This window comes from Pseudonocardia sp. NPDC049154 (assembly GCF_040648315.1).
Taxonomy (GTDB): domain Bacteria; phylum Actinomycetota; class Actinomycetes; order Mycobacteriales; family Pseudonocardiaceae; genus Pseudonocardia.
Genome location: NZ_JBEZDN010000007.1, coordinates 80,943 through 104,154, shown reverse-complemented (window position 1 = coordinate 104,154; position 23,212 = coordinate 80,943). Strand labels below are relative to the sequence as shown.

Annotated in this window: 22 protein-coding genes and 1 pseudogene; 3 read left to right on the top strand and 20 right to left on the bottom strand. The window is 70.3% G+C overall.

The features are described 5' to 3' along the window. Positions 1-23 precede the first annotated feature (23 nt). The 19 genes and pseudogenes from AB0B41_RS06490 to AB0B41_RS06400 form a co-directional block, all read right to left on the bottom strand. A complete protein-coding gene (locus AB0B41_RS06490) occupies positions 24-605 on the bottom strand; it encodes a hypothetical protein (RefSeq protein ID WP_358199674.1) in 582 nt (193 codons plus the stop codon). After that, a complete protein-coding gene (locus AB0B41_RS06485) occupies positions 602-1,186 on the bottom strand; it encodes a hypothetical protein (protein WP_358199672.1) in 585 nt (194 codons plus the stop codon). The genes AB0B41_RS06490 and AB0B41_RS06485 overlap by 4 nt, the downstream gene beginning before the upstream one ends. Positions 1,187-1,244: 58 nt before the next feature. Next, a complete protein-coding gene (locus tag AB0B41_RS06480; protein WP_358199670.1) occupies positions 1,245-2,612 on the bottom strand; it encodes an MCE family protein in 1,368 nt (455 codons plus the stop codon). Next, entirely contained in the window at positions 2,609-3,880 is a 1,272-nt protein-coding gene (locus tag AB0B41_RS06475) for an MCE family protein (protein WP_358199668.1), read from the bottom strand. The genes AB0B41_RS06480 and AB0B41_RS06475 overlap by 4 nt, the downstream gene beginning before the upstream one ends. A 2-nt stretch (positions 3,881-3,882) precedes the next feature. Further along, positions 3,883-5,109: an MCE family protein gene (locus AB0B41_RS06470; protein WP_358199666.1), complete on the bottom strand. Its 1,227-nt coding sequence runs from the start codon at positions 5,107-5,109 to the stop codon at positions 3,883-3,885. Beyond that, entirely contained in the window at positions 5,106-6,110 is a 1,005-nt protein-coding gene (locus AB0B41_RS06465) for an MCE family protein (RefSeq protein WP_358199663.1), read from the bottom strand. The genes AB0B41_RS06470 and AB0B41_RS06465 overlap by 4 nt, the downstream gene beginning before the upstream one ends. Then, the gene (locus AB0B41_RS06460; protein WP_358199662.1) at positions 6,107-7,210 is read right to left on the bottom strand and encodes an MCE family protein; all 1,104 of its coding nucleotides are present in this window, start codon (positions 7,208-7,210) and stop codon (positions 6,107-6,109) included. Before AB0B41_RS06460 ends, AB0B41_RS06465 begins: the two co-directional genes overlap by 4 nt. Then, entirely contained in the window at positions 7,207-8,466 is a 1,260-nt protein-coding gene (locus AB0B41_RS06455) for an MCE family protein (protein ID WP_358199660.1), read from the bottom strand. The genes AB0B41_RS06460 and AB0B41_RS06455 overlap by 4 nt, the downstream gene beginning before the upstream one ends. 4 nt (positions 8,467-8,470) lie before the next feature. After that, positions 8,471-9,313, bottom strand: coding sequence for an ABC transporter permease (locus tag AB0B41_RS06450; RefSeq protein ID WP_358199658.1), 843 nt, complete (start codon positions 9,311-9,313; stop codon positions 8,471-8,473). 11 nt (positions 9,314-9,324) lie between these two features. Further along, the gene (locus tag AB0B41_RS06445) at positions 9,325-10,092 is read right to left on the bottom strand and encodes an ABC transporter permease (protein ID WP_358199656.1); all 768 of its coding nucleotides are present in this window, start codon (positions 10,090-10,092) and stop codon (positions 9,325-9,327) included. Positions 10,093-10,837: 745 nt separating this feature from the next. Continuing rightward, positions 10,838-11,140 (bottom strand): annotated as a pseudogene (locus AB0B41_RS06440) (transposase); the annotation flags it as partial. A 409-nt stretch (positions 11,141-11,549) separates the two neighbouring features. Further along, complete coding sequence (locus AB0B41_RS06435) at positions 11,550-13,106, bottom strand: class I adenylate-forming enzyme family protein (RefSeq protein WP_358199654.1); 1,557 nt, start codon at positions 13,104-13,106, stop codon at positions 11,550-11,552. A gap of 2 nt (positions 13,107-13,108) precedes the next feature. Next, on the bottom strand, positions 13,109-14,428 hold the full coding sequence (locus AB0B41_RS06430) for an MFS transporter (protein WP_358199652.1): 1,320 nt from the start codon (positions 14,426-14,428) through the stop codon (positions 13,109-13,111). 13 nt (positions 14,429-14,441) lie between these two features. Then, on the bottom strand, positions 14,442-15,569 hold the full coding sequence (locus tag AB0B41_RS06425) for an NDMA-dependent alcohol dehydrogenase (protein ID WP_358199650.1): 1,128 nt from the start codon (positions 15,567-15,569) through the stop codon (positions 14,442-14,444). 87 nt (positions 15,570-15,656) lie between these two features. Next, positions 15,657-16,763, bottom strand: a complete 1,107-nt coding sequence (locus AB0B41_RS06420) for an LLM class flavin-dependent oxidoreductase (RefSeq protein WP_358199648.1) — start codon at positions 16,761-16,763, stop codon at positions 15,657-15,659. 75 nt (positions 16,764-16,838) lie between these two features. Further along, entirely contained in the window at positions 16,839-17,243 is a 405-nt protein-coding gene (locus AB0B41_RS06415) for a nuclear transport factor 2 family protein (RefSeq protein ID WP_358199646.1), read from the bottom strand. 30 nt (positions 17,244-17,273) lie between these two features. Further along, positions 17,274-18,428 carry an LLM class flavin-dependent oxidoreductase gene (locus tag AB0B41_RS06410; protein WP_358199644.1) on the bottom strand — a complete coding sequence of 385 codons (1,155 nt, stop codon included), beginning with the start codon at positions 18,426-18,428 and terminating at the stop codon, positions 17,274-17,276. Positions 18,429-18,465: 37 nt separating this feature from the next. Further along, complete coding sequence (ribB, locus tag AB0B41_RS06405) at positions 18,466-19,575, bottom strand: 3,4-dihydroxy-2-butanone-4-phosphate synthase (protein ID WP_358199641.1); 1,110 nt, start codon at positions 19,573-19,575, stop codon at positions 18,466-18,468. Positions 19,576-19,578: 3 nt separating this feature from the next. Next, positions 19,579-20,076 carry a flavin reductase family protein gene (locus AB0B41_RS06400; protein WP_358199640.1) on the bottom strand — a complete coding sequence of 166 codons (498 nt, stop codon included), beginning with the start codon at positions 20,074-20,076 and terminating at the stop codon, positions 19,579-19,581. 258 nt (positions 20,077-20,334) lie between these two features. Between AB0B41_RS06400 and AB0B41_RS06395 the strand changes: the two genes are divergently transcribed. From AB0B41_RS06395 to AB0B41_RS06385, 3 genes are read left to right on the top strand one after another with little or no spacing between them, the layout of a single operon-like run. Next, positions 20,335-20,826, top strand: coding sequence for a nuclear transport factor 2 family protein (locus AB0B41_RS06395; RefSeq protein WP_358199638.1), 492 nt, complete (start codon positions 20,335-20,337; stop codon positions 20,824-20,826). Beyond that, positions 20,823-21,674, top strand: coding sequence for an enoyl-CoA hydratase-related protein (locus AB0B41_RS06390; protein ID WP_358199635.1), 852 nt, complete (start codon positions 20,823-20,825; stop codon positions 21,672-21,674). Before AB0B41_RS06395 ends, AB0B41_RS06390 begins: the two co-directional genes overlap by 4 nt. Further along, the gene (locus AB0B41_RS06385) at positions 21,671-22,438 is read left to right on the top strand and encodes an enoyl-CoA hydratase-related protein (protein ID WP_358199633.1); all 768 of its coding nucleotides are present in this window, start codon (positions 21,671-21,673) and stop codon (positions 22,436-22,438) included. Before AB0B41_RS06390 ends, AB0B41_RS06385 begins: the two co-directional genes overlap by 4 nt. Positions 22,439-22,469: 31 nt before the next feature. Here AB0B41_RS06385 and AB0B41_RS06380 read toward each other — a convergent pair whose 3' ends face one another. Continuing rightward, entirely contained in the window at positions 22,470-23,165 is a 696-nt protein-coding gene (locus tag AB0B41_RS06380) for a TetR/AcrR family transcriptional regulator (protein ID WP_358199631.1), read from the bottom strand. Positions 23,166-23,212 lie beyond the last annotated feature (47 nt).

Genomic DNA, 23,212 nt, shown 5'->3' with positions numbered 1-23,212 from the left:
GCGGCCTCCTTCGGATCGGGGCATCAGACGGGGTCCACTCCGGCGGTCAGCCACCGGCCGTCGACGTGCTGCAGGGTCATCACGACCCGGCTGCCGGTCAGCAGCGGCTGCGCCAGCGCGGGCGCCTCGGAGCTCTGGTTGAGGAACAGCAGGAGGGTCACCTCGTCGGGCCCGTCGTCGCCCACCACGGACGATCCGACGACCGTCGAGGTGGTGACAACCTGGCGCGCCTTCGCCACGGGCGCGACGGAGTCCTGCACCATCGCGCGGTACCGGTCACGGAAGTCGCCGGTCAGCAGGTCCATGCGCTGGTCGACGGCTCTGTCCAGCGATGTGTGGTCATAGGACAGCAGCTCCTGGGCCGCCGCGACACCCGCCTGCAGGGCCTCCGCCCGCGCGGTCTCGGTGCGGTGCTGCTGCACGCCCATCCCGGCCAGGATCCCGCCGACCACCAGCGCGACCACCGCGACGACGGCGCACACCAGGACGGGCCCGCTCCGCCACAGCGACGGCCACACCTCAGAGGCCTGGGTGGCCTCGGCCACCTCGGCCACCTCGGCCACCTCGGCGTCCGCGTCCCGGTTGGTCCTCGTCTCGACGCTCACGGCACGAACTCCACCTGGTCGGCGAGCCAGCGCCCGTCGGGCTGCTCGGTCATCTCCACGGCCATCCGGTAGGTGCGGTCCTCGCCCTGGGGCGCCTGCTGGTTCACGACCGACGCCCGCATGGCCACCAGGACCCGGGCGGTGGAGTCGTCGATGCGCTCGAGGCCCGCGGAGGCGACCTCGCCCCGGGCCTGCACGCCGCCCTTGCGGACGATGTCGACGTAGGAGTCGAGGTTCTCGGCGAAGATCTTCCCGAAGTCTCCGACCGCGCCGTCCATGATCCGGCGGACGTCCGCGTCGGCGGTCTCCGAACTCACCGACACGAGAGCGACGGCCATGTCCTGCGCGGCGGAGACCGCCGCCTCTCGCCGCTCGACGGACTCCCGACCCGCGTTCCACCAGAAGCCGGCGCCCACAGCGCCCGCCACCAGTAGTACGACGAGCACCCCGGCCACCAGGAGGGCAGGCCGCGGCCGCCTCCGGCGTGGGGCCCGCCGCTCGCTCGGTACGGATCCGGTCTCGGATTCCTCCCCCGCCGTAGCCGTCTCCGTGGAGGGGGCGTCCTTTTCGTCGGTCAGCATGGAGGTGTCACCTCGTCTCGTCGTCGAGTGGGTCGGTCAAGCTGTCCATACAGTGCGTTCAACGACCGGGGGCGGCCGAGGGTGACGCCGGCAGCAGCAACCCCCTCAGATCCGACGGGGCCGCACCGCGCGGCCCGCCCCCGCCGTCCACCAGCAGGTCGGCCGGGGTGGGCGTCGTGGTGAGCGGTGCGTCGTTCAGCGGACCGCCGATCTGCAGCTGCGTCCCCGGCCCGACCACCGGGGTGAACCCGGCGCCCCGGCACTGCTCGATCGTGGCCGCGCGGCGGCCCACCGGGGACCCCGGCTCGAAGCAGGGCAGGTTGCGCGAGCCACGGACCAGCCGGTCGTCGTCCTGGGCCAGCTTGCAGTACTGGTCGGCCGGGAACTCCATGTCCGACAGCTCGAAGGCGTCCCGCGGGCCGAGTGGGGCACCCGGGCCGACCCAGCCCTCGTAGCACGCGGGACGGTTCGGGTTGAGCTTGATGTTGAAGTTGATCATCTGGCGCCCGTTGGGCCCGAGCGCGGACTGGTAGAACGCCGCGAAGGCCGGGTAGGTGACCAGCACCTGCTCGATCGGGGCGTGGTAGGCCTCGGCGAGCTTCGTCAGCACCAGCGTGTTGTCCAGCAGGGTCGGTGTCGGGCCGCGCAACTGGTCCAGCAGGTTCCCCGCCTGGATCCCCGCCTGCTCGCCGCTGCGCAGCATCCCGCGTAGGTCGCCGTCGCTCTGCTCCAGCTGCGCGGTGACCCGGGCCAGCCGCTGCGACCACGCACGGGCGTCGTCGGCGGAGGCGACCTGGCTGTCCAGGAACGGCTCGGCGTCCCGGATCAGCTGCTCGGTCCGGCCGAAGTTCGCGTCCGCGGTGTCCAGCAGGAGCTTCGTGTTGTCGACGATGGCCGCCAGGTCAGGGCCGATCCCGCGGAAGGCGGCGTCGAACTCCCGCAGCACGACCGAGAGGTCGTCCGGGTCGACGGTCTTGAGCAGCGTGTCGACGTCGTCGAGCACAGCGGCCGTCGGCAGCGGCACCGAGGTGCGCTCCTCCGGGACGAACGCACCGTCGGCCAGCACCGTGCTCGACGGGCTGTCCGAGGGCACGAAGTCCACGAACTGCTCGCCGATGGCGGAGACCGAGTGCACCTCGGCCCGGCTGTCCTCGGGCGGGGCCTGCGACTCGTCGATCGACATCACGACGTCCACCCCGCCGTCCGCGACCAACCGCACGTCGGTGACCTTGCCGATCGTGGCGCCGCGGTAGGTGACGTTGGCGTTCGGGTAGATCCCGCCCGCCACCGGGATGCGCGCCGTGACGCCCATCTGCCCGGCGCCCAGCAGCGTGGGCAGCCGCACGTAGCCGAACGCGATGATCGCGAACGCCGCCACCGACAGCACAGTGAAGATGATCAGCTGCTTCTTGACGAACGAGGTCATCGGTTCCCTCCGGTGAGGGGATCGAGCAGCCCGCCCAGCGGGCCCGGAGCCGGGGCCCGGGGGGCGTCCGGGTCCGGCGGCTGCGTGTTCGCGTCCGGCGCCGGGTTGGGCGCGGGTTGTCCGTCCGGTGGGGAGACCATCGGGAGCGGCGGGATCGCGGGCAGCCGGTTCTCGTCCGGCAGCGGCGCGGGCAGCAGCGGGTCGACGGCCTGGGTGACCGTGCCGCCGTTGGCCAGAATCGTCTCGACCTGGCCCAGCGCTCCGGCGAACGGGGTGTTGGTGAGGAAGTTGTGGTCGAGGGTGCCCAGCGTGAGGTCCACGGTGATGGAGAAGTTGATGAAGTCACCGCGGACGTACTTGTCGAACGTGCGCAGCGGGAAGGCCACGGTGCCCAGCAGGTAGAGAGAGTCCACCATGGAGGGGCCCGCATCGGCCAGGCCCTTGAGCGCGGGCTCGAGGTCGGCGAGGTTCTGCGCGAGGTCGTCCCCCGCCGCGCCGAGCACCCGGTCGGTCTCGGCGCCGAAGCCGCCGAGGGCGTCCAGGGTGCCGACGAGGTCGGCCCGCTGGGCCTCCAGCTCCTGCAACGCGGGCGGCACGTCCCGCAGCGCCTCGCGCAGCGCGGGGTCCTGCTCGGCGAAGGCCGCGCCCATCCGGTCGAGCCCGTCGATCGCGCGGACGATCTCGCCCCGCTGCTCGTCCAGCCCGGTCACGAACCTGTCCAGCTGGGTCAGCAGGTCCCGGATCTGCGGGGTGCGGCCGGACAGCGCCCGGTCCAGCTCGCCGGTGATGGTCTTGATGTGCTGCAGCCCGCCGCCGTTGAGCAGCGCGGCCACCGAGGCGAGCACGTCCTCCGTCTCCGGGTAGCGGCCCGTCCGGGCGAGCGGGATCACGTCTCCGTCCCGGAGCAGCTCGGCGGAGGGCTCGTCCGGCGCGTCGAGCTGCACGAACTTGGCCCCGAGGAGGCTGCCCTGGCCGATCTTGGCCCGGGTGTCCCGCGGCAGCTTCACGCCCTCGTCGAGGCTGACCGTGACGACGGCGTTCCAGTCGTCGAGCCGGATCCCGGTGATGGACCCGACGTTCACGTCCCGGAGACGGACGGGGTTGTTCGCCACGAGGTTGCCGACGTCCTCCATCTGGATGTCGATGGAGTAGGCCCCGTCGCCGGAGCCCTGCGTCCCGGGCAGGTGGAAGGAGTTGACGCCGCCGTACCCGCAGCCCGACAGCGCGAGCACGGAGCAGGCTACCAGCGCGCCGACGATCCTGCGCATCTCTAGCGTCCTCCCGTCAGCAGGCCACCCAGGCCCGGGATGTCGGTCGACGGCACGAGCTTGTCGTTCACCGGTGCGGCCCCCGACGGGGTCTCGACGACGCCCGGGCGCTCGGAGGAGACACCGCCGCCGGGCCGCGAGATCGGGTTGACCCCGATCGGCGGCTGCTGCACCCGCAGCAGGTTCAGCAGCGGCCCGAGGTAGGTGACGCACATGTCCGTGCCCTCCTTGGCGCTGCTCGCCGCGGCCGAGGCGAACGCCGAGCAGACGAAGTCCGCCGGGGTGTCGAGGTTGTTCACCGTCAACGTGCCGGTCACCGCGTGGCCGGTCGGCGAGAACACGTTCATGAAGTTCTGCAGCGTGTTCGGCCCGACGTGCAGGATCTGGGCGAGGTCGTCCCGCTGCTCGGCGAGCTCGCCGTTGAAGCGGCCGAGCTTGTCGACGGTCGCGGTGAGCTCGTCGCCGTTGACCCGGACGAACTCGTCGATGGCCTGGCCGGCGCGGTCGATGCCGGCGATGGCCTGCGCGAGCTGGTCCCGGTTCTCGTCGAAGATGCCCGAGACGTCCGCCAGCCGGTCGTTGAACTCGGTGATCTGGTCGCCCATCCCGGACAGGGACGTGACCAGCACCTGCAGGTTCCGCACCGTGCCGAACAGGTCCTCCCGGCCGTCCGCGAGCGTCTGCAGCGCGGCCGAGGCGTCCTGGATCATCGTCCGGAACTGCTGGCCGCGGCCGTCGGCGTTCTGCGCCGAGACCTCGAGGAAGTGGTTGAGCGCGCCCCGCGGGTCCGCACCGTCCGGCCCGATCTGGGTGGCGACCCGGGAGAGCTCGGCCTTGAGGTCGTCGAACTCGAGCGGGGAGATCGTCCGTTCCAGCGGGATCTCGCCCCCGTCCTCCAGGACCGGGCCGCCCTTGTACGCGGGGGCGATCTGCAGGAAGCGCGTCGCCACCAGCGTCGGGGTGACGACGGCGGCCTCCGCGTCGGCGGGGATGTCGTACTGCGAGTCGTAGCTGAACTCGACGCGGACGCGGCCGGGCTCTGGCGTGATCGACTCGATCCGCCCCACGTCGACGCCCTGGATGCGTACCCGGTCCTTCGGGTACACGTTCTTGACCGTGACGAAGTAGGCCGTGCCGGTCTTGGTGCCGCTCTGCACGAACAGCACCACCGCGCCGGCCACGAGCGCCAGCACCACGCCGACCAGCACGAACCGCACCGTGAGCTTCATCGCCCACCTCCGGGCAGGGTCAGGGACGGGACGAACTGCGCGGTCGGGAACACGCCGAGGCCACCGAGCTCGCCGTAGCCGGTGAACGAGGTGCCGTGCTGCAGGCCCTCACCGAGGCCGGTGATGAAGGTGGAGACCCGTTTTATCGCGGCGCCGATGTTGCCCTCGTTGCGCTGCAGGATGTCGATCGTGTGGTTGAGGTCGGCGAGCGCCGGCTGCAGCCGGTTCCGCTGCTCGTCGTTCAGCGCGACGATCTGCTCGGTCACCCGGGTGGTGTCCCGCAGCAGGCTCGCGATGACCTCGCGGCGGCCCTGCAGCTCGCCGAGCAGCGAGTTGCCATCCACCAGCAGCGTGGACAGCTGGGCGCTGCGCTCGCTGAGGATCCCGCTCACCCCGTTCGCCTTGTCGAGCAGTGCCCGGAGGGCGTCGTCCCGGGAGGCGATGGTCCGGGAGATCCGGCTGATCCCGCCGAACGCCGCGGAGAGGTCGTCCGGGGTGTCCCTGAAGGTCTCGGCGAAGACGTCCATCGCGTCGCCGACGCGCCGGGTGTCGATCTCCCCGGTCCGCCGGGTCACGTCCTCGATGCCCTCGGTGATGCTGTAGGGCGGGGTCGTGCGCTCCAGCGGGATACGGCCGCTCGCCGACAGCTCGCCGCCGCCGCGCGAGGTGACCTCGAGGTTGCGCTCCCCGAGCAGGGTCTGGGTGCCGATGGTGGCCACCGACTCGTCCCCGAGGGACACGCCCTTCACGGTGAAGGTGACGACGACGTCCCCGTCCTCCAGCGTCACGTCGGTGACCTGACCGGCCTCCGTGCCGGCGAGCTTCACCTTGTCCCCGACGTTGAGCCCGCCGGCCTCGCTGAACACCGCCTCGTAGCTGCTGCCCGCGATGAAGGGCATGGCCGCGATCTGGAAGGAGCCGAAGATGATCACCAGGATCGACCCGACGCCGACCAGCGCGATCGTGATCGGGTTCTTCTCCCGGAAGCTGAGCTTGCTCATCGTCCGCCTGCCTCCTTCGCCTCGCGCTGCTCGGGGGTCTCCAGCGGCGCGACGTCGTCCGGGCGGCACCGCTCGACGTTGTCGCTCGGCCCGACCATCGGCGAGTAGAGCGGCTGGCCGTCCGGGCCGGTCACCTTCACCCGCACCGAGCAGATGAACAGCTGGTACATCGCCCCCCGGGAGGCGACCCGGCTGACCCGCAGGTACGCGCCGGGCAGCATCGAGAGCACCTCGTCGATCTTCTGCTCGCCCTCGTTGGCCAGGTCCGCGACCCGCTGCACCTGGTCAACGGTCCCGACGAGCGGGCCACGTGCCTTACCGAGGAAGTCGTCCACACTGGTGACCAGCCGCTGCGAGGATTCCAGTCCCTCGCCGATCCGCTCCCGGTCGCTCGCGAGCCCGGACACGAGCACCTGGAGCCGGTCCAGCGTGCGATCCAGCTCCGGGCCCTTCTCCTGCAGGGTGCCGAGCACGGTGTTGAGGTTCGTGACGACCTGCCCGATCACGGCGTCCCGGTCGGCGAGGGTGTTGGTCAGCGAGCCGATCCGGGACAGGATCGACTCGAAGGTGCCGCCCTGGCCCTGCAGCACGGAGATGAGGTCGCTGGTCAGGCCGTTGATCTCGTCCGGTGCGAGGCCCTCGAAGAGCGGGTCGAAGCCAGCGAGCAGCACGTCCAGGTCAAGCGCCGGGGTGGTGTGGGCGACGGGGATCACCGCCCCTTCCTCCAGCGTGCCCGCCCCACCGCCGCGGCTGACCTCGAGGTAGCGGTCGCCGGTGAGGTTGAGGTAGCGGATGGTGAGCTGCGCGTCCGCGGGCAGCGGACGGGTGCGGTCCACGTTGAAGCCGACCGTGGCGTTGGTGGCGTCCACCAGCTCGACCTCGGTCACCTCGCCGACGTCCACGCCCGCGACTCGCACCGAGTCGCCGACCTGCAGGTCGGAGGTGTCGGTGAACTGCGCGGAGTACTCCACCCGGTCGTGCAGCCCGGCCACGTTCGCGCCGAGCTCCAGGGAGATGACCAGCAGGACCACGAGAGAGAAGGCCACGAACACGGCGCTCTTCACGGCGGGCTTGAGCACCGCCTGGGAGTTCGAGCTCATCGCGGGCCCCCCGCGCCGGGCAGCGGCAGCGGTCCCGTGGCCGAGCCGGGCGTGGTGAGCGGGCCGCTCGCACCCGGGTCGGTGGTCAGCGGCGCGCCCGCGAGCGGACCGAACAGCTGCACGACCAGCGGCGGGTCACCGACGCGCAGGGACTCGCGCTGCTCGTTCGTCCCGGCGGGCGGGGTCTGGGCGTCGACCGCGGAGTTCGGCACCGCGCGGCCGTCGAGGTCCGGCAGCCCGTAGCAGTCCGGGCCGCGGGCGTTGTCGATCTCCGGCAGGTCCGTGGGGTTGCGGTAGACCTCCTCGCCGGGCTCGAAGGCGACGTTCCCGCTGATCGCCGCGACCTGGCCCTCGCCGCCGAAGAACTTCTCGGCCCGGCGGTTGCTGTGGTCGACGCCCTGGAGGAAGCAGGCGAACATCGGGGAGTACTCCTGGAGCAGGTCCGTCGTCGGCAGCGCCGTGCGGACGGTCTCGATCAGCCCGTCGCCGTTGACCGCGAAGAAGTCCTGACCGATCCGCGCGGCGCGGGTGACCTGGTAGAGGAAGCCGTCCACCTGGGCCTGCTGCTCGACGATCGTGCGGCTGGTGGTGGAGAAGTTGCTCAGCACCTCGCCCAGGTCCGGCGCGATGTCGGCGTAGACGTTCGCGGTGTCCGCGCCCTTCGCGAAGTCCCGCTCGAGCGTCGGGAGCGTCTCGTTGAACTTCCGCAGGTAGTCCGCGAGCCGCACGGCGGTGTCGCCCAGCTCCTCGCCGCGGCCGTCGAGCGCTTGGGCCATCGACCCGAGCACCGCGTTGACCTTCGCCGGCTGCGCGGTGTCGAGCACGGTCGTGAGGTTCTCGAAGAGGTTGTCCACCTCGACGCTGACCCGGCCGGTGCTGAGCAGGTCGCCCGCGGCGAGCGTGCGGACGGCGGGCTGTGTCGGCTCCACGAGGGCGACCGACTTCTGGCCGAACGCCGTCAGCTGGTTGAGGGTGACGCCCACGTTGGCGGGGATCATCCCCAGCAGGGACGGGTCGATGTCGAGGGCGATGTCCACGGACTCGCCGTCCTCGGCGAGCGAGACCGACTCGACCTTGCCGACGTCCACGCCGCGCATCTGGACCCGGTTCCCGGAGAACATCTGCAGGCCGGCGCGGTCGGCGCTGAGCATCACCCGGGCGTACGGGGTGAAGGCCTCGTTGGCGGCGCCGACGCACAGGGCGACGAACCCGCCGACGATGCCGATCAGGACGAGCGCGTACATCTTGTGCTTCACGCCGTCACCCCGAGATCCGGAAGACGTCGGAGTTCGTGTACAGCGCCATCGAGATGACCAGCTCCATGGCCAGCACGGCGATCAGCGAGGTCCGCACGGCCTTACCGACCGCCTGGCCCACGCCCGCGGGCCCACCCTTCGCGGTGTAGCCGTAGTAGGTGTGGATCAGGATCACCACCACTGCGACCCCGAGTGCCTGGGCGAACGAGAAGAGGATGTCCTGCCATTGCAGGAAGGTGTCGAGGTAGTGGTTGTAGGTGCCTTCGGACAGCCCGAAGAAGTTCACCTGCGTGACCTTCCACCCCACCCAGGCGCCCACCATCGCCATCGCGAAGATGGGGATGATCGTGATCATGCCCGCGACCAGGCGGGTCGTGACCAGGTAGGGCAGTGAGCGGACGCCGATGACCTCGAGGGCGTCGATCTCCTCGGCCACCCGCATTGCGCCGAGCTGGGCCGTGAAGCCGCTGCCCACCGTGGCGGCGAGCGCCGCGCCGGCGACGATCGGTACCAACAGCCGCGGGTTGATGATGGCCGAGGTGAACCCGCCCAGGGCCTCCAGCTGCAGGTCCTTGAGCGCGCTGAAGGACTGCAGCCCGCCGGTGACGCCGGCGAACAGCGTGATGAACAGCGTGATGATCGACGAGCCGCCGATCACGGCGAGCGCGCCGGTACTCATGCCGACCTCGGCGATCAGCCGGACCTGCTCGCCCTTGTAGCTCTTGACCGCCTTGGGGGTCCACGCGATCGACTTGCCGTAGAACTCGGCCTGCTTGCCGAGGTCGTCGAGCAGCCGCAGCGGGGCGCCGACCACCTTCTTGACCCCGTCGAGGAACTTCGACTCCATCGCCCTTCCCCTCACACGATCCCGAGCGAGTACGGGATCTGGGTCAACATGATGTTGAGCGGGAACAGCGCGAGGAACGTGTAGACCACCGTCTCGTTCACCGCGTTCCCGACGCCGCGGGGGCCCGCGCCGCAGGTCATCCCCCGGTAACAGCCGATCAGCGCCCCGACGACGCCGAAGCACACGGCCCGAACCTCGCCGTGCACCAGGTCCTTGAAGCTGACCAGCAGGTCGAGGGAGTCGACGTACTGACCCGGGCTCGCCTCCTGCAGGTACACGCCGAAGACGTAGCCGCCCGCCAGCCCGATGAGGATCATGACGCCGTTGAGCATCGCGGCGTTCAGGGCGGTGGCCAGCACCCGCGGGGCGACCAGCCGCTGCACGGGGTCGATGCCCAGGACCTCCATGGCGTCGAGCTCCTCGCGGATCTTGCGCGCGCCGATGTCCGCGCAGATCGCCGTCGAGCTCGCACCCGCGATGATGAAGGTCGTCGCCACCGGGCCGATCTGGGTGATGGTCGCGAAGCCCGAGCCCGCCCCCGAGAGGTCGATGGCGCCCAGCTCGACCAGCACGATGTTGAACTGGAAGGTCACCAGCGCCACGAAGGGGATGCCCAGCAGGATCGTCGGGCCGAGCGAGACGCTCGCGACGAACCACGTCTGCTGCAGGAACTCGCGCCACTGGAAGGGCGGGCGGAACATCGCCACGAACGTGTCCAGCGTGAACGCGAAGAACCCGCCCACCGGCTTGATCGCCTTGCTCAGCACGGGAGTCGCCATCAGCAGCCCCACCCGTCCTGCGGTGAACACACCCGATGCACCCGCGCCTCCCGACCTCGACGTCCTCGTCGGGGCGGCCCCCTTCCGAGCCGCCCTACAGGTGACTAAACGACGTGTATGGACGCAGGGTACGGATGCGGCCGAGATTCTCCGGAAGGCTGCACCCGACCTGCAACAACGTCTCGCGGGGTCACCCGACCGGAGGATCACCCGGGCCGGTCAGAGACAGCGCTCGCACCAGCACCGCGACCCGTTCCCGGGCCTCGCGGCGGGACACCGCCGCGGGGAGCAGACCGGAGCCGTGGAAGGTGCCGGGGAACAGGTGCAGCTCGACCGGAACCCCGCCTCCTGCAGCCGGAGCGCGTAGGCGATCCCTCGTCCCACAGCCGGTCGAGCGCCATGACCGAGATGTCGGCGGGCGGAAGGCCCGACAGGTCCGTGGCCCGGGCGGGCGAGGCGTGGGCGGCCACGTCGGTGCCACCCCTGCGCCCCTCGCCGAGATAGGCGTCCCAGGTGAGCTCGGCGGACTCCCGGTCCACATCGGCGTGTCGACGAACGTGCGCGCGCTCATCGTCTCGACCCGGTCGTCGAGCTCGAGGATGGAGAGGTACTGGAAGGCCGGAGCGGCCCGCCCCGGCCCCGAAGCCGCAGGCGAGCGCCGCAGCCGTGTTGAGAAACCCTGGGCGGCGAGGGCACATAGCCAGATGTTGATCGTCGCGATGTGCATGGTGGCCTCGTGACGCAGGGCGAGCTTGTCGTACCGGGTGGCCAGTGCGCGGTGCTGTGTGAGCAGGTTGATGCTGCACTCGACGGCGTGACGCTGCCGGTAGAGCTGCTCGTCGAAGACCGGTGGACGCGCGCCGGCCGAGCCACGTCTGCGCCGATGGGCCTGCTGCTCGACCTTGACCGGGATCGTTACGGCGATCTTGCGGTCGCGCAGGTAGGCGCGGTTGGCCCGCGAGGAGTAGGCCTTGTCCGCGAGCACCCGGTCTGGACGGGTCCGAGGACGTCCCGGCCCGGTCCTGGGCACCCGCAGCGAGTCCAGAACTGGTTGATCGTGGAGTCGACCGAGGCGTCCCAGCGGATCAACCCCCGCGTCGGCCCAGGCCAGCGGGCGGACGTGTCCTGGCCGCGCGCGCCGACGTGCTGCAGCGTGGACCACACCAGGGCGCACACGTTCTGGCGCTGCCTACGGCGGAACAGCAAGTAGATCGACTGCCAGTGCCCATAGCGTTCGGGCACGTCACGCCACGACGCGCGACCCGGGCACGCCACCGGACACCACCTCCTCCTCAGGCCCCCTACCAGCGGCAACGCTCCCGCCTGATCCCTCTATTGCCCCTCCCGCAGCACCCCTGAACGAGATCTCGTGTCATCGGTGGTGTCACGCCGTCGGCTCGGGCGAGCGCGAAGAAGCGCGCTTCAGCCTGGCCTCGCGACCATCCACCGGACGTGGTTCACAGATCTCGCACGATCACACGCCCGCTCCCTGTCCTCGGGAACGACGCATGCTCCCGGATCTCGTCCGGGACGCCACGACGGCCGAGGTGCTCGCGACACCAGGCCCGGAAGCGCCTCTCCTCGTAGCCCGCGGCCGGGATCACGTGCGCGACGACGACGGCGTCGAGGGTCTCGTCCGGACGCGCTGCTACGGCGACGTCGTGCACCAGCGGACACGCCTGCAGGTCGATCTCCAGCGCGTATGTCGACAGGTTCTCGCCGCCGCGCCGGATGATGTGCATGCCTCGCCCGCGGAACTCGAAGCGGCCGTTCGGGTGCCGGATCATGATGTCGCCCGTCCGCAGCCACTCGCCGTCGACGAGGGTCCGGGCCGTGGCGTCGGGGGCGTCGCGGTAGCCGAGCATGAGCGTGTTGCCCGGACTCCCGCGGACCCACAACTCCCCCGGTTCGCCGTCCGGAGCGTCGGAGCCGTCGTCCCGTACCAGTCGCACCTCGTCGACCCCGAGGAACGGCCGGCCGATCGTCGCCCGGTCGTCGGTCTCCCACGGCGCGCCGCCGAGTACGCCCGTCACCGACTCGGTCTGTCCGTAGATCTGACGCATGTGGATCTGCGGAACCAGGCGGTCCCACTCCCGCCAGTCCGCGCTGCTGAGCGTCATCCCGTAGTGGACGGCCCGGAGCGGCCCCGGGTCGACCGGTCGCCCGGAGTCCACGGCGCGGTGCAGCGCCATGCGCATGGGCGGTGCGACCATCGAGGCGATCGTGGCCCCGGTCCTGCGGGCGGCGTCGAACCAGGTGCTCGCGCTGAAGCGGGGCACGATCGCGATCGAGCCGCCCGTGACGAACGGCGGTGCGCAGAGGTAGAGCTGGGCGTTGGTGTGGAAGAACGGCGAGCAGAGGTAGTGCCGGTCGGTGGCGAGGTAGCCGCCGTTGCGCGCGAGTCGCTCGGCGGACATGACGTAGTTGCGGTGGGTGAGCTGCACGAGCTTCGGGGCGCCGCTGGTGCCGGAGGTCGGCAGGAGTCCGGCGACGAGGTCGGCTGCGGCGGAGGGCGGCTCGCCACCCACTGCCCCCAGGTCGCCGGCGGGGCAGGTGGTGGTCCACAGTTCGGCGTCCGTCGGGACCAGCAGCCGGGTCGACATGTCGGCCCGGGCGATGGCCTCGGCCACGAGCCCGGCGTTGGACGCGGCGGCCACCACGGCGACCGGCCAGGTGGCCCGCACGGCCCGCTCGACGGTGAGCAGCCCCGAGTCCGGGTCGATCACCTGCACGACTGCGCCGTTGGCCGGGATCGCGAGCCACAACGCCACGGTGAGCGGGCTGTTGGGCAGGGCCAGGACGACGCTGCGTCCGTCCTGCACACCGATTCCGGCGAGCCTGAGCCGCAGGTCGTGGACGTCGGTGGCAAGGCGTTCCCAGGTCACGGTGCCCGGTGCTACAGAGCCGGCCGGGTCGCGGAGGTGGACCAGGGCGGGCTCTCCCGGCCGCAGGCCCGCCCACTGGTCGAGCAACCCGTACAGGGTGCGGTCCGAGCTGACGTCGTGTCCGGCCATTCTCAGTCCCGCAGGGCCTCTCGGTGGGCTGCTGTCTGCCGCAGCGCCAGCAGGGTCGCGAGCGTGATGAGGCTGCAGGCGATCGTGTACCAGGCCGCGGCCAGCGAGTTGCCCGTCGCCGAGACGAGGGCGGTGATGATGAACGGGGCCGTCCCGCCGAACAGCGCCACCGACACCGCGTAGGCCAGGGAGACTCCGGTGACCCGGGTGCGCGTCGGGAACCGCTCGGACAGCAGCGCCGGTAGTGGTCCGCCGACGAGCCCGATCAGCACGCCGGCCAGGACGAGGGCGACCAGAGCGGCGCCGAAGCCCCCGCGGAGCATGAGGAACAGCGGGTAGGACAGCACGAGGGTGCCGATGGTGCCGACGAGCATCACGGCGCGACGACCGACGCGGTCCGACCACGCACCCGCGAAGGGGACGACCAGACCCGCGACCGCGCCGTTGATCAGGGTGAGCACGTAGGACTGCTCCAGCGACATCCCCAGCGTCTTCGACAGGTAGGTCGGCATCAGGACCATGAAGGTGTAGCCGGTGCAGGAGTAGACCACGACGATCCCGACGGTGGTCAGCACCTGCCGCAGCAGTCCCGGTTGCCGCACGGCCGCCGCCTCGTGTTTCGGCCCAGCGGGCGCCGCCGCGGTCGCGGCCCGGAAAGCCGGTGTCTCGTCGACCCGCATTCGCAGGTAGAGCGCGATGAGACCCATGGGAGCGGCGACGAGGAAGCCGATGCGCCACCCCCAGGAGGCCAGGGCGTCGTCGGGGAGGACGGCGATCAGCACGGTCGCCATCCCGGCGCCGAACACGAACCCGATCACCGTGGTGAAGAACGACCACGAGCCGTAGAGCCCCCGTCGCCCTGGCGGCGCGTACTCGGCCATCAGCGACACCGCCCCGCCGAACTCGCCGCCCGCCGCGAGTCCCTGCACCACCCGCAGCACAGTGAGCAGCAGCGGTGCCCAGACGCCGATCGTCGCGTAGGTGGGCAGGACACCGATCAACGCAGTCGCCCCCGACATCAGCGTGATGATCAGGACCAGCACCGGACGACGTCCCCTCCGGTCGGCGAAGCGGCCGAACACCGCCGCCCCGACGGGCCTGAGGAAGAACGCCAGGGCGAACAGCGAGAAGGTGGCCAGCAGGCCCGCGACGCCGTCGCCGGTCGGGAAGAAGAGCCCGGCGATGACGGGCGCCATGTAGCCGTAGAGCGCGTACTCGTACCACTCGACGAGGTTGCCGATGGAGCCTGCGACGAGCGCACGGCGGGACGCGCGCACGTCGATGATCCGATCATCCGTCCCCACGGTCGACAGCTCGGTCATGGTGTCCTCCGGCTCATGCGGCGGTGTCGAAGGTGATGACGCCCCGGACGTTGGTCCCGGCGTGCATGTCGGCGTAGCCCTGGTTGACCTGGTCAAGCGTGTACCGGGTGGTGATGATCTCGTCGAGCTTGAGCCGCCCCGAGGTGTACAGCTCGAGCATCTTCGTGATGTCGCGCAGTGGCGCCACCCCGCCGAACATCGAGCCGAGCAGGCGCTTCTGGTAGAGCGTCAGCTCGAACAGCGAGATCGGTGCCCCGAAGTCCGTGGAGGGGCCGAGCGAGGTCACCACGCAGGATCCGGCCTTACGGATCGCGGCGAAGGCCTGACGCACGTATTCCGGGTCGAGCACGCCGACGGTGATGATCGCGCTGTCGGCTCCCTGCCCGTTCGTCATCGAGCGGGCCAGCTCGGCCGCTTCCTCGATGTCCTCCGCGACGTGCGTCGCGCCGATCTGCTGGGCCATCTCCCGCTTGAACGGCACCGGGTCCACCGCGATGATGTTCGAGGCACCGGCGTGCACGGCCCCCTGCACGGCGAACGAGCCGATCCCGCCGATGCCCATCACGATCACGGTGTCATTGGGCTGCACCTGCGCGACGTTCACCGCGGAGCCCCAGCCGGTGTTGACCCCGCAGCCGACCAGGCAGGCCGCGTCCAGCGGAATCGAAGGGTCGATCTTGATCGCCGAGCTGACGCCCACGGTCGTGTACTCGGAGAAGGTCGAGATACCGCACCACTGGCCGACCGGCCGGCCGTCGAGGGACATCCGGAAGCTGTCCGGGTCCTCGAACCGGGCGCCGCGGAGCAGGCTCGCGCCGAGGTCGCACAGGTTGCCCATCCCTACTGCGCACCAGCGGCACCGGCCGCAGCTCGGTAGGCAGGACAGCACCACGTGGTCGCCCACGGCCCAGCCCGGGGTCCCGGGCCCGACCTCGACGACCACACCCGCGCCTTCGTGCCCGCCGCAGGTCGGCAAGGTCTCCGACGGCAGGTCGCCAGTGGCCACGTGGTCGTCGGAATGGCACATCCCGGACGCCGCCACGCGGACGAGAATCTCTCCGGGCCGTGGCCCTTCCAGGTCGAGTTCCACGACCTCGAAGCGACCTGGGATCTCGCGCAGGATCGCACCTCTGGTCTTCACAGGAAACGACTCCTTCGTCGTGGGGGGGTGGGGTGGGGGGGGGCTCCGAAAGGGCCCCGCCCCGCGACCGTGACTCTCGGCGCTCGGTCAGCGGCTGCCGACCGAGGTGAACGGCAGCTGGATCTTCGGGGCGACCTCTTGGGCGATGAGCTGCAGGGACTGGAACCACGGAGACGGGTCGTCCATGTAGTCGTGGGTCTCGACCTGCAACACGCCCCAGCCACCGGTGAACTCGTAGAGCTTGTTGAGCTTGTCGATCACCGTCTCCGGGGAGCCGACGACCCAGACGTTGTCACAGATCCACTCGAGGTCGACGTCGGCCTTGGTGGCTCCGACGTCGTTCATGTAGCCCTCGAGCATCCCGAAGCGCTCCCAGATCGGCCACAGGTAGCGCTCGAAGGCGTAGCCGATGCCGCCCTCCATGGCGAGCTTCTTGGCCTCCTTGTCGGTGTCGGCGACGAACACCGTCTGCGAGACGTGATACTTCGAGCGGTCCGGAGTGTGCCCGTTCTCCAGGGCGGCCTTCTCGTAGGTCTCCCAGTGCGTCTTCAGGATCGACGACCCGGAGTAGATCGACACCGGCATGAAGCCGCGCTCACCGGCGAACCGGATCGACGGCGAGTTGACGGACAGGCCGGTGACGGCGATGTCGAGCTTGCCGCCCCAGGGGCTGAAGTCGGCGAGCTTGTGGTCGTCGTGGCCGAGGCCGTCGTCGACCTCCTCCGGGTAGCCCGCGTTCCAGTACTCGCCCTCGTGGAAGAACGGTTCGCGCTTCCAGATCTTCTCCATGATCTCGAGCGACTCACGCACGCGCTTCGGGTTGTTCTGCAGGTCGGTGATGCCGTGCAGGTACGACGCCTGGGGGTAGGCCCCCGCCCCGACGCCGAGGAAGTAGCGCCCCTCGAGGATCTGGGACAACCACCCGACCTGGATGGCGAGGTCCGCGGGATGATGGTGCGGGAGCAGGTGCGCCATCGGGGCGAACTTGATGCGCTCGGTCTGCGGCGCGGCCGCGGCGATGACCAGCTCGGGGGTGGGGATGCACTCCCACTTCTGGGTCGCGTGCTCGGCGACCATGAACTCGGTGAAGCCGGCCTTATCGGCCTCCCGGGCGTTGGCGAGGGCCCAGTCGAAGGTGTCGCGCGAGCTGCGCTCCGGGCGCATGTAGGGGATGTGGATGAGTCCGGATTCCATCGGTTCTCTGTTCTCCTCGTTGCTGGACTTCGTCGTTCAGGTGCGGGGGTCAGATACGTGGGACGGCGGTGCGATTCAGCCGCCGAAGAAGATGTCCTTGGCGTGTTGGGTGTCGAGGTACTCGTGCACCTCGGCGATTCGCCCGTCGGTCGCGACGCGGAACAGGAAGTGGCAGCGCGGGTCGTAGACCCGACCGTCCTTCAGCTCCGCGTACGAGTCGGCCTCGACGGCCACCTTGTCGCCCTCGGCGACAATCGAGCGCGGGGTGATGCGCAGCGGAGCCTTGTAGACGTCGGCGACGCCACCGATCAGCTGCCCGAACCCGGCCTTGTCGTAGGCGCCGGACATGCCCTCGAGCTTCCCCGAGACCCACCAGGTGACGTCGTCGGTGAGGGCGGCGAGGGTCTTCTCGGGGTTCCCTTCGGAGAAGATCTCGAGGAATCGGGTGACGGCGGCCTTGTTGTCCTCGGTGCTCGGCATCGTTGCCTCCTCGGATGAGCGGGACGGGTGTCAGACGAGGGTTCCGTCTGGGGCCTTGCTGGAGAAACGGGGAGCGACCTCCTCGGCGAACCGGATCAGCTCGGCGTTCTGCCGCTCCGGCTCGAGGTGGCCCTGCCCGAACATGAGGAAGCACTCGTCGAAGCCGAGCCGGTCGTGGGCCTGCTCGATCTGCCGGGAGATGTCGTCCGGGGTCCCGATCAGGACGTTGGGGAACTGCTGGCCGTGGGGGATGAACCACTTGTCCCAGAACCAGCGGTGCTCGGCCTCGAGCGCCTGCGCCTCCTCCTTCGAGTCGGTCAGGATCAGGAATCCGCCCCAGGCACCGACGTCCTCCCGCTTCACGTCACGCCCCGCCTTCTTGGCGGTCTCGGTGTAGCGGTTCCACAGCGCGTCGCAGAAGTCGAGGTCGTTGGCGAACACGATCTGCTTGCCGCCCTCGCGGGCCCACATGTCCACCGTGCGCATGGAGTAGGCGAACGCGCCGTAGAGCTTGGGGTGCGGGTTGGTGTACGGGCGCGGCGCGATGCCGATCTCCCGGACGACGCCGTTCTCGTCCTGCCCGGCGCCGAACTCCGCGTAGCCGGGGTGTCCGGCCGAGCCGCCCTCGGGCGGGTACTCCCAGTACTTGCCCTTGTGCGAGAACATCGAGTTCTCCCAGGCCTTCTTCACGATCTGGACGGACTCCTCGAAGATCTCGCGGTTGATCGCGTCCTGCTCGTTCTTGGCCTTGGCGTGGGTGACGTTGGTGGCCCCGATGCCGCGGACCGCGGCGTAGGCGTCGACCCAGCGGGCGTGGTAGCCGCGGGTGAACCCGACGATCAGCCTGCCCTGCAGCATGTGGTCCAGCGTCGCGATCTCCTCGGCGACCCGGACCGGGTTGTGTGTCGGGAGGACGTAGCCGAGGATTCCCGCCTTGAGCCGCTGGGCGTGCAGCCCGACGTATGCGGCCAGGATGCCCGGGTGGTTGGTGATCTCGAAGCCCTCGATCTGGAGGTGGTGTTCGGGCGAGCAGTAGGCGTCGTAGCCCAGTTCGTCGGCGAGCTTGATGTAGCCCACCATCTCCTCGAGGAACCGCTGGTAGAGGTCACCGCGCTGACCGGCCATGCCGGCCTCGAGCTCGTGCCGGCGTCCGATCACGCCGGTCTGCATCAGACTGAATCTCACAAGAGCCGTCTCCTTGGTGGTCTTCTCCGGTGCGGTGTCAGGCGACCTCGCCGGACGGCGAGCCCGGACGGGTGATCCGGACCGTCTCGTCGAGCAGGCCGAGGGCTGTCCGAACCGGGGCGGGGTTGTGCAGGTGCCGGATCGACCGGACACCCAGGTCGTCGAGGACCGCTGCCACGAGGGCGGGGTCCAGGGGGCCGCAGAGCGCCTCCAACCTGCCGATGCAGGCGCCCTGTTCACGCAGCGCGCGGTGCGGGTCCGCACCGGAGCGCAGGTAGACGATCACTCCGCAGCGGGTCACCGCCACCTCGCGCATCGCCGCGTCGAGCCTGCGGGCACAGCCGCAGCGCAGCGACCCGAACACGTCGCCCGGCAGGCATTCGACGTGGACGTGCACGGGGACGTCCGTCGCCGCGGCGACGTCCCCTGCGACGAGCGCGACATGCTCGCCACCGTCCGGGACGCCGCGGTACCCCACGGCGCGGACCATCCCGCTCATGGTCGGCAGGCGAGCCGCGGTGACCCGCTCGACCCGGGTTTCCCGGCGTCTGCGGTACGCCACGAGGTCCTCGATCGCGATCATGACGAGGCCGTGCTCGGCGGCGAAGTCCAGCAGCTCGGGACGGCGCGCCATTCGATCCGGTTCCCGGGTGCTGACGATCTCGCAGAGCACGCCCGCGGGTCGCAGCCCGGCGAGGCGGGCGAGGTCCACGGCGGCCTCGGTGTGCCCGCTCCGCTCGAGCACCCCGCCCGGCCGCGCTGCGAGGGGTACGACGTGCCCCGGCCGGACGAGGTCGCCGGGCGTCGCGCTCCGCGAGGCGAGCACCCGAGCGGTGCGGGCCCGGTCGCGCGCCGAGATCCCGGTCGAGACCCCGTCCGCCGCGTCGACCGTGACCCGGTACGCGGTGCCGAAACCGTCGGCGTTGGTGTGGTGCAGGGGTGGTAGGTCCAGCCGCTCGCAGTCCTGCTCGGGCAGGGCGACACACACGAACCCGGAGGTGTGGCGCACCACGAAGGCCATGGTCACGGTGTCGACGAGGTCCGCGGCGACGATCAGGTCGCCCTCGTTCTCCCGGTCCTCGCCGTCCACAACGACGACCGGGCGGCCAGCGGCGATCTCGGCCAGAGCCTGCTCGACGGTGTCCATCCGTCAGACCTCCACGAGCTGTCGGAACCGGCTGCCGTGGAACACCAGCGGAGCCGCACCCGGCTCGGCACGCATCCCGTGCACGGCCAGCAGCACCACGGCGTGGTCGCCCGCCGGAACCTCCGCGTGCACGGAACAGTCCAGCCAGGCGATCGCACCATGGATCAGCAGGCCCCCCTGCGGGGCCTCGGTCCACTCGAGGCCGGCGAAGCGGTCTCCGTCCTTGGCCGCGAGCTGCCCGGCGGCACCGTGCTGGTCCTGGCTCAGCACGCTGATCCCCATACGCGGGAGACCGCGCAGCCGCGGCCAGGTGGTCGAGGTGTTCTGGACGCAGACCGACACCAGGGCCGGCTCCAACGACACGCACGTGAAGCTGCTGGCGGCCATGCCCACGGGCACGCCGTCGTCCAACGCACAGACGGCGGTGACACCGCTGGGGAAGCACCCGTAGACCTGCCGGAGCCGACCGTGGTCCCCGGTCACCGTCTCGAGCTCGATCATGCGGCTCCTCCCCTTCGAGGTTCTGCCTCGTCGCTCGGCGACAGGACGGAAGGTATCTACACCGACGTAAACTGTCAACGCCTTCGTAACCGGTGATCACCCAGGCGGTCGAGGGCACGAGGTCCGGCGCCCGCCGACGATTGCGCGTTTACATTGCTGTAGATACGGTGGCTGCCGACCGCGCACAGGGAGGTGCGGCCACGCGGCGTCCCCCGGACGACCCGTCGCCCCTCCCGCACGAGATCCGGAGGGTCCCCTATGACGACCACGCAGAAGCCGACCGCCCAGAAGTCGGGCGACGCGCTCGTCGCCGAACTGGTCGAGACCGAGAAGGTCCACCGCCTGCTGTTCGACTACGCATTCCACCTCGACATGAACCACCCCGACGAGATCGCGGCGCTGTTCACCGAGGACTGCTACGTGGCGTACGGGCCGAACTTCGGCGCCGAAGGGCGAGCCGCCTATCGAGAGACGCTCTCGGGCATCGGCAGCTTCTTCGCCGCCACCAGCCACCACGTCTCGAACATCGTCGTGGACTTCGGCGCCGACTTGAGCACGGCCACTGTGCGTTCGGTGCTCTACGCCTGGCACAAGTACACGAAGGACCGCCCGGACGGACACTTCTTCGGCCAGTACCACGACGAGCTGGTCAAGGTCGACGGCGAGTGGCGGTTCGCCCGTCGCGAGCTGCGCGCCTCCGGAGTCGTGGACTTTCACGTCAAGCAGCAGATCCCGATCGGCCGCGCGTGAGCGAGCTCGCGAGCGAACCGTCGGCTCAGCGCGACCTGCCCACGTACCGCGACATCCGCGTCGAGCATGCGGGCCCGATCTCCTGGATCGTGCTCGCCCGGCCGGACAAGGCCAACGCCCTGTCCGACGCCATGCTCGACGAGTTCTCCGACGCACTGGCCCGGCTGGCCGACGCCGGCGGGCCCGTGGTCGGGATCCGCGGCGAGGGCAGGGGGTTCTGCGCCGGCTACGACGTCGACCAGGTCGGCAAGCCGAAGGCCGCCGACCCCGTCGCCGACCGGGAGCGCCTGGCGCGCAACGTGAACCGCTACCTGGCGATCTGGGACCACCCGAAGCCGGTGATCGCGGCCGTGCACGGGTACTGCATCGCCGGCGCGACGCAGCTGTGCGTGTTCTGCGACCTCACGATCGTCGCCGAGGACGCCCGCATCGGCGAACCCGCACTTCCCCTCGGCGGCGGCTACATCGCCCCGCTGTGGGCCCCGCTGGTCGGGCCGAAGCGCGCCAAGGAGCTCGCCTTCCTGCCGGGGAACGCGATCGACGGCCGCACCGCCGTCGAGTGGGGCTGGGCGAACCAGGCGGTACCCGCAGATCGGGTCCAGGCCACCGTCGAGGGACTGGCCGCGCGGATGGCGAAGATCCCGTCCGATGTCCTGCGCATCAAGAAGCTCTCGATCAACCGCACGATGGACGCCATGGGCGTGCGCACCGCCGCCGCCCAGGTGCCCGAGATGGACGCGCTGCTGCACTTGTCCCCGTCGGTGCTGCAGCTGCGCGAATGGATCGGCGAGGTCGGCTTCAAGACGGCCATCGCCGAGTTCCGCACAACACCGGAGGAACGCACATGAGCATCGGGTTCACCAAGGACGGCCACGTCGCCCGGGTCACGCTCGACAACCCCAAGGCGCTCAACGCCATCTCCCCCGCCATGGACGACGCGTTGCTCGCCGCCTGGACCGAGATCGACGCGGACCCCGACGTCTGGGTGGCCGTTCTCGACGCCACCCCCGGCAAGGCGTTCTGCGCGGGCGCGGACGTCTCCGGCGGCACCGACCGCGACGGGCGGATGGCCCTGGGCGGCGGCCTGACCGGTGTCGGCGGGCCCCGCTACGTCCTGCGCAAGCCCCTGATCGCCGCCGTGCACGGCTACGTCATCGGCGGCGGCTTCGAGCTGGCGATGTGCGCGGACGTGATCGTCGCGGCCGACGACGCCCAGTTCTTCATCCCGGAGGTCAAGGCCGGGATCATCGGCGAGTCCGGGATCCTGCACCGCGCCGTACGCAGGCTGCCCCACCACGTCGCGATGGGCATGATCCTCACCGGCGACCGGCTCCCCGCCCCCAAGGCCGAGCAGTACGGCCTGGTCAACGAGGTCGTCCCGGTCGACGAGCTCGCCGCCGCGGCGGACCGCTGGGCCGCGAAGATCATGGCCTGCGCGCCGCTGGCCGTTCAGGCCGCGAAGGACGCGGCGCTGCGGGGCCTCGACATGTCGTTGGAGCAGGCGCTCGGCACCCGCTACGAGCCCATCGAGGCCTACGCGGGCACGAAGGACCAGCTCGAAGGCCTCGCCGCGTTCGCCGAGAAGCGCAAGCCGATGTGGACCGGGCGGTGAGTCCGCGATGACCTCGGCCGGGCTGCGCCGCTCAGTCCTGGTGGCGCAGCCCGTCGAAGAAGATCGCCGAGAACGTGTCGACGGTCTGCTCGGCGGTGTACTTCCGGTCCCCCGGCTTGAACCAGCGGTGCGTCCAGTTCACCATTCCGAAAAGGGTGCGAGCCACCAGAGGAACGGACAGGTCCGACCGGAACTCGCCATTCTTGATGCCCTCCGCGATGATGTCCGTGACGATTCCCTCGAAACGTCGGGTCTTGCGGACCATCTCCTTCGCCCACGGCGTGGACTGATAGGCGACCTTGCCCATGTCCTCCTGGATGTAGACGTAGACGTACGGGTAGTTCGCCTCGTACGACGTGATCTGCAGCCTGATCAACATGCGGAGCTTGTCGTGCGCGCTGATGTCCAGCCCGGAGATCCGGACGGCCTCGGCGAGGTTCTCGTCGAGGACCTTCTTGGCCGTGGCCTGGAAGACCTCCTGGAAGATCTCGTCCTTGCCCGCGAAGTAGTAGTAGATCGCGGCGCGGTCGGTGCCGAAGCGGGCGGCGATGTCGTTGAGGGTGGCCGCCTCGAACCCCTTCTCCTTGAAGACGTCCCCGGCGATCTGCAACAGCTCGTTGCGCTTGGCCTGGTAGGTGGCGCTGCCCTCGATCTGCGCGCTGCGCCGGCGCTTCGACAACCCGCTGCCCGCCGCGGACTCCGGTGGACGCCGGGTGGGAGAAGCCATGTCGCGGACGATACCACCGCGTTTGCCGGAAATGTTCCCCGGCCGCC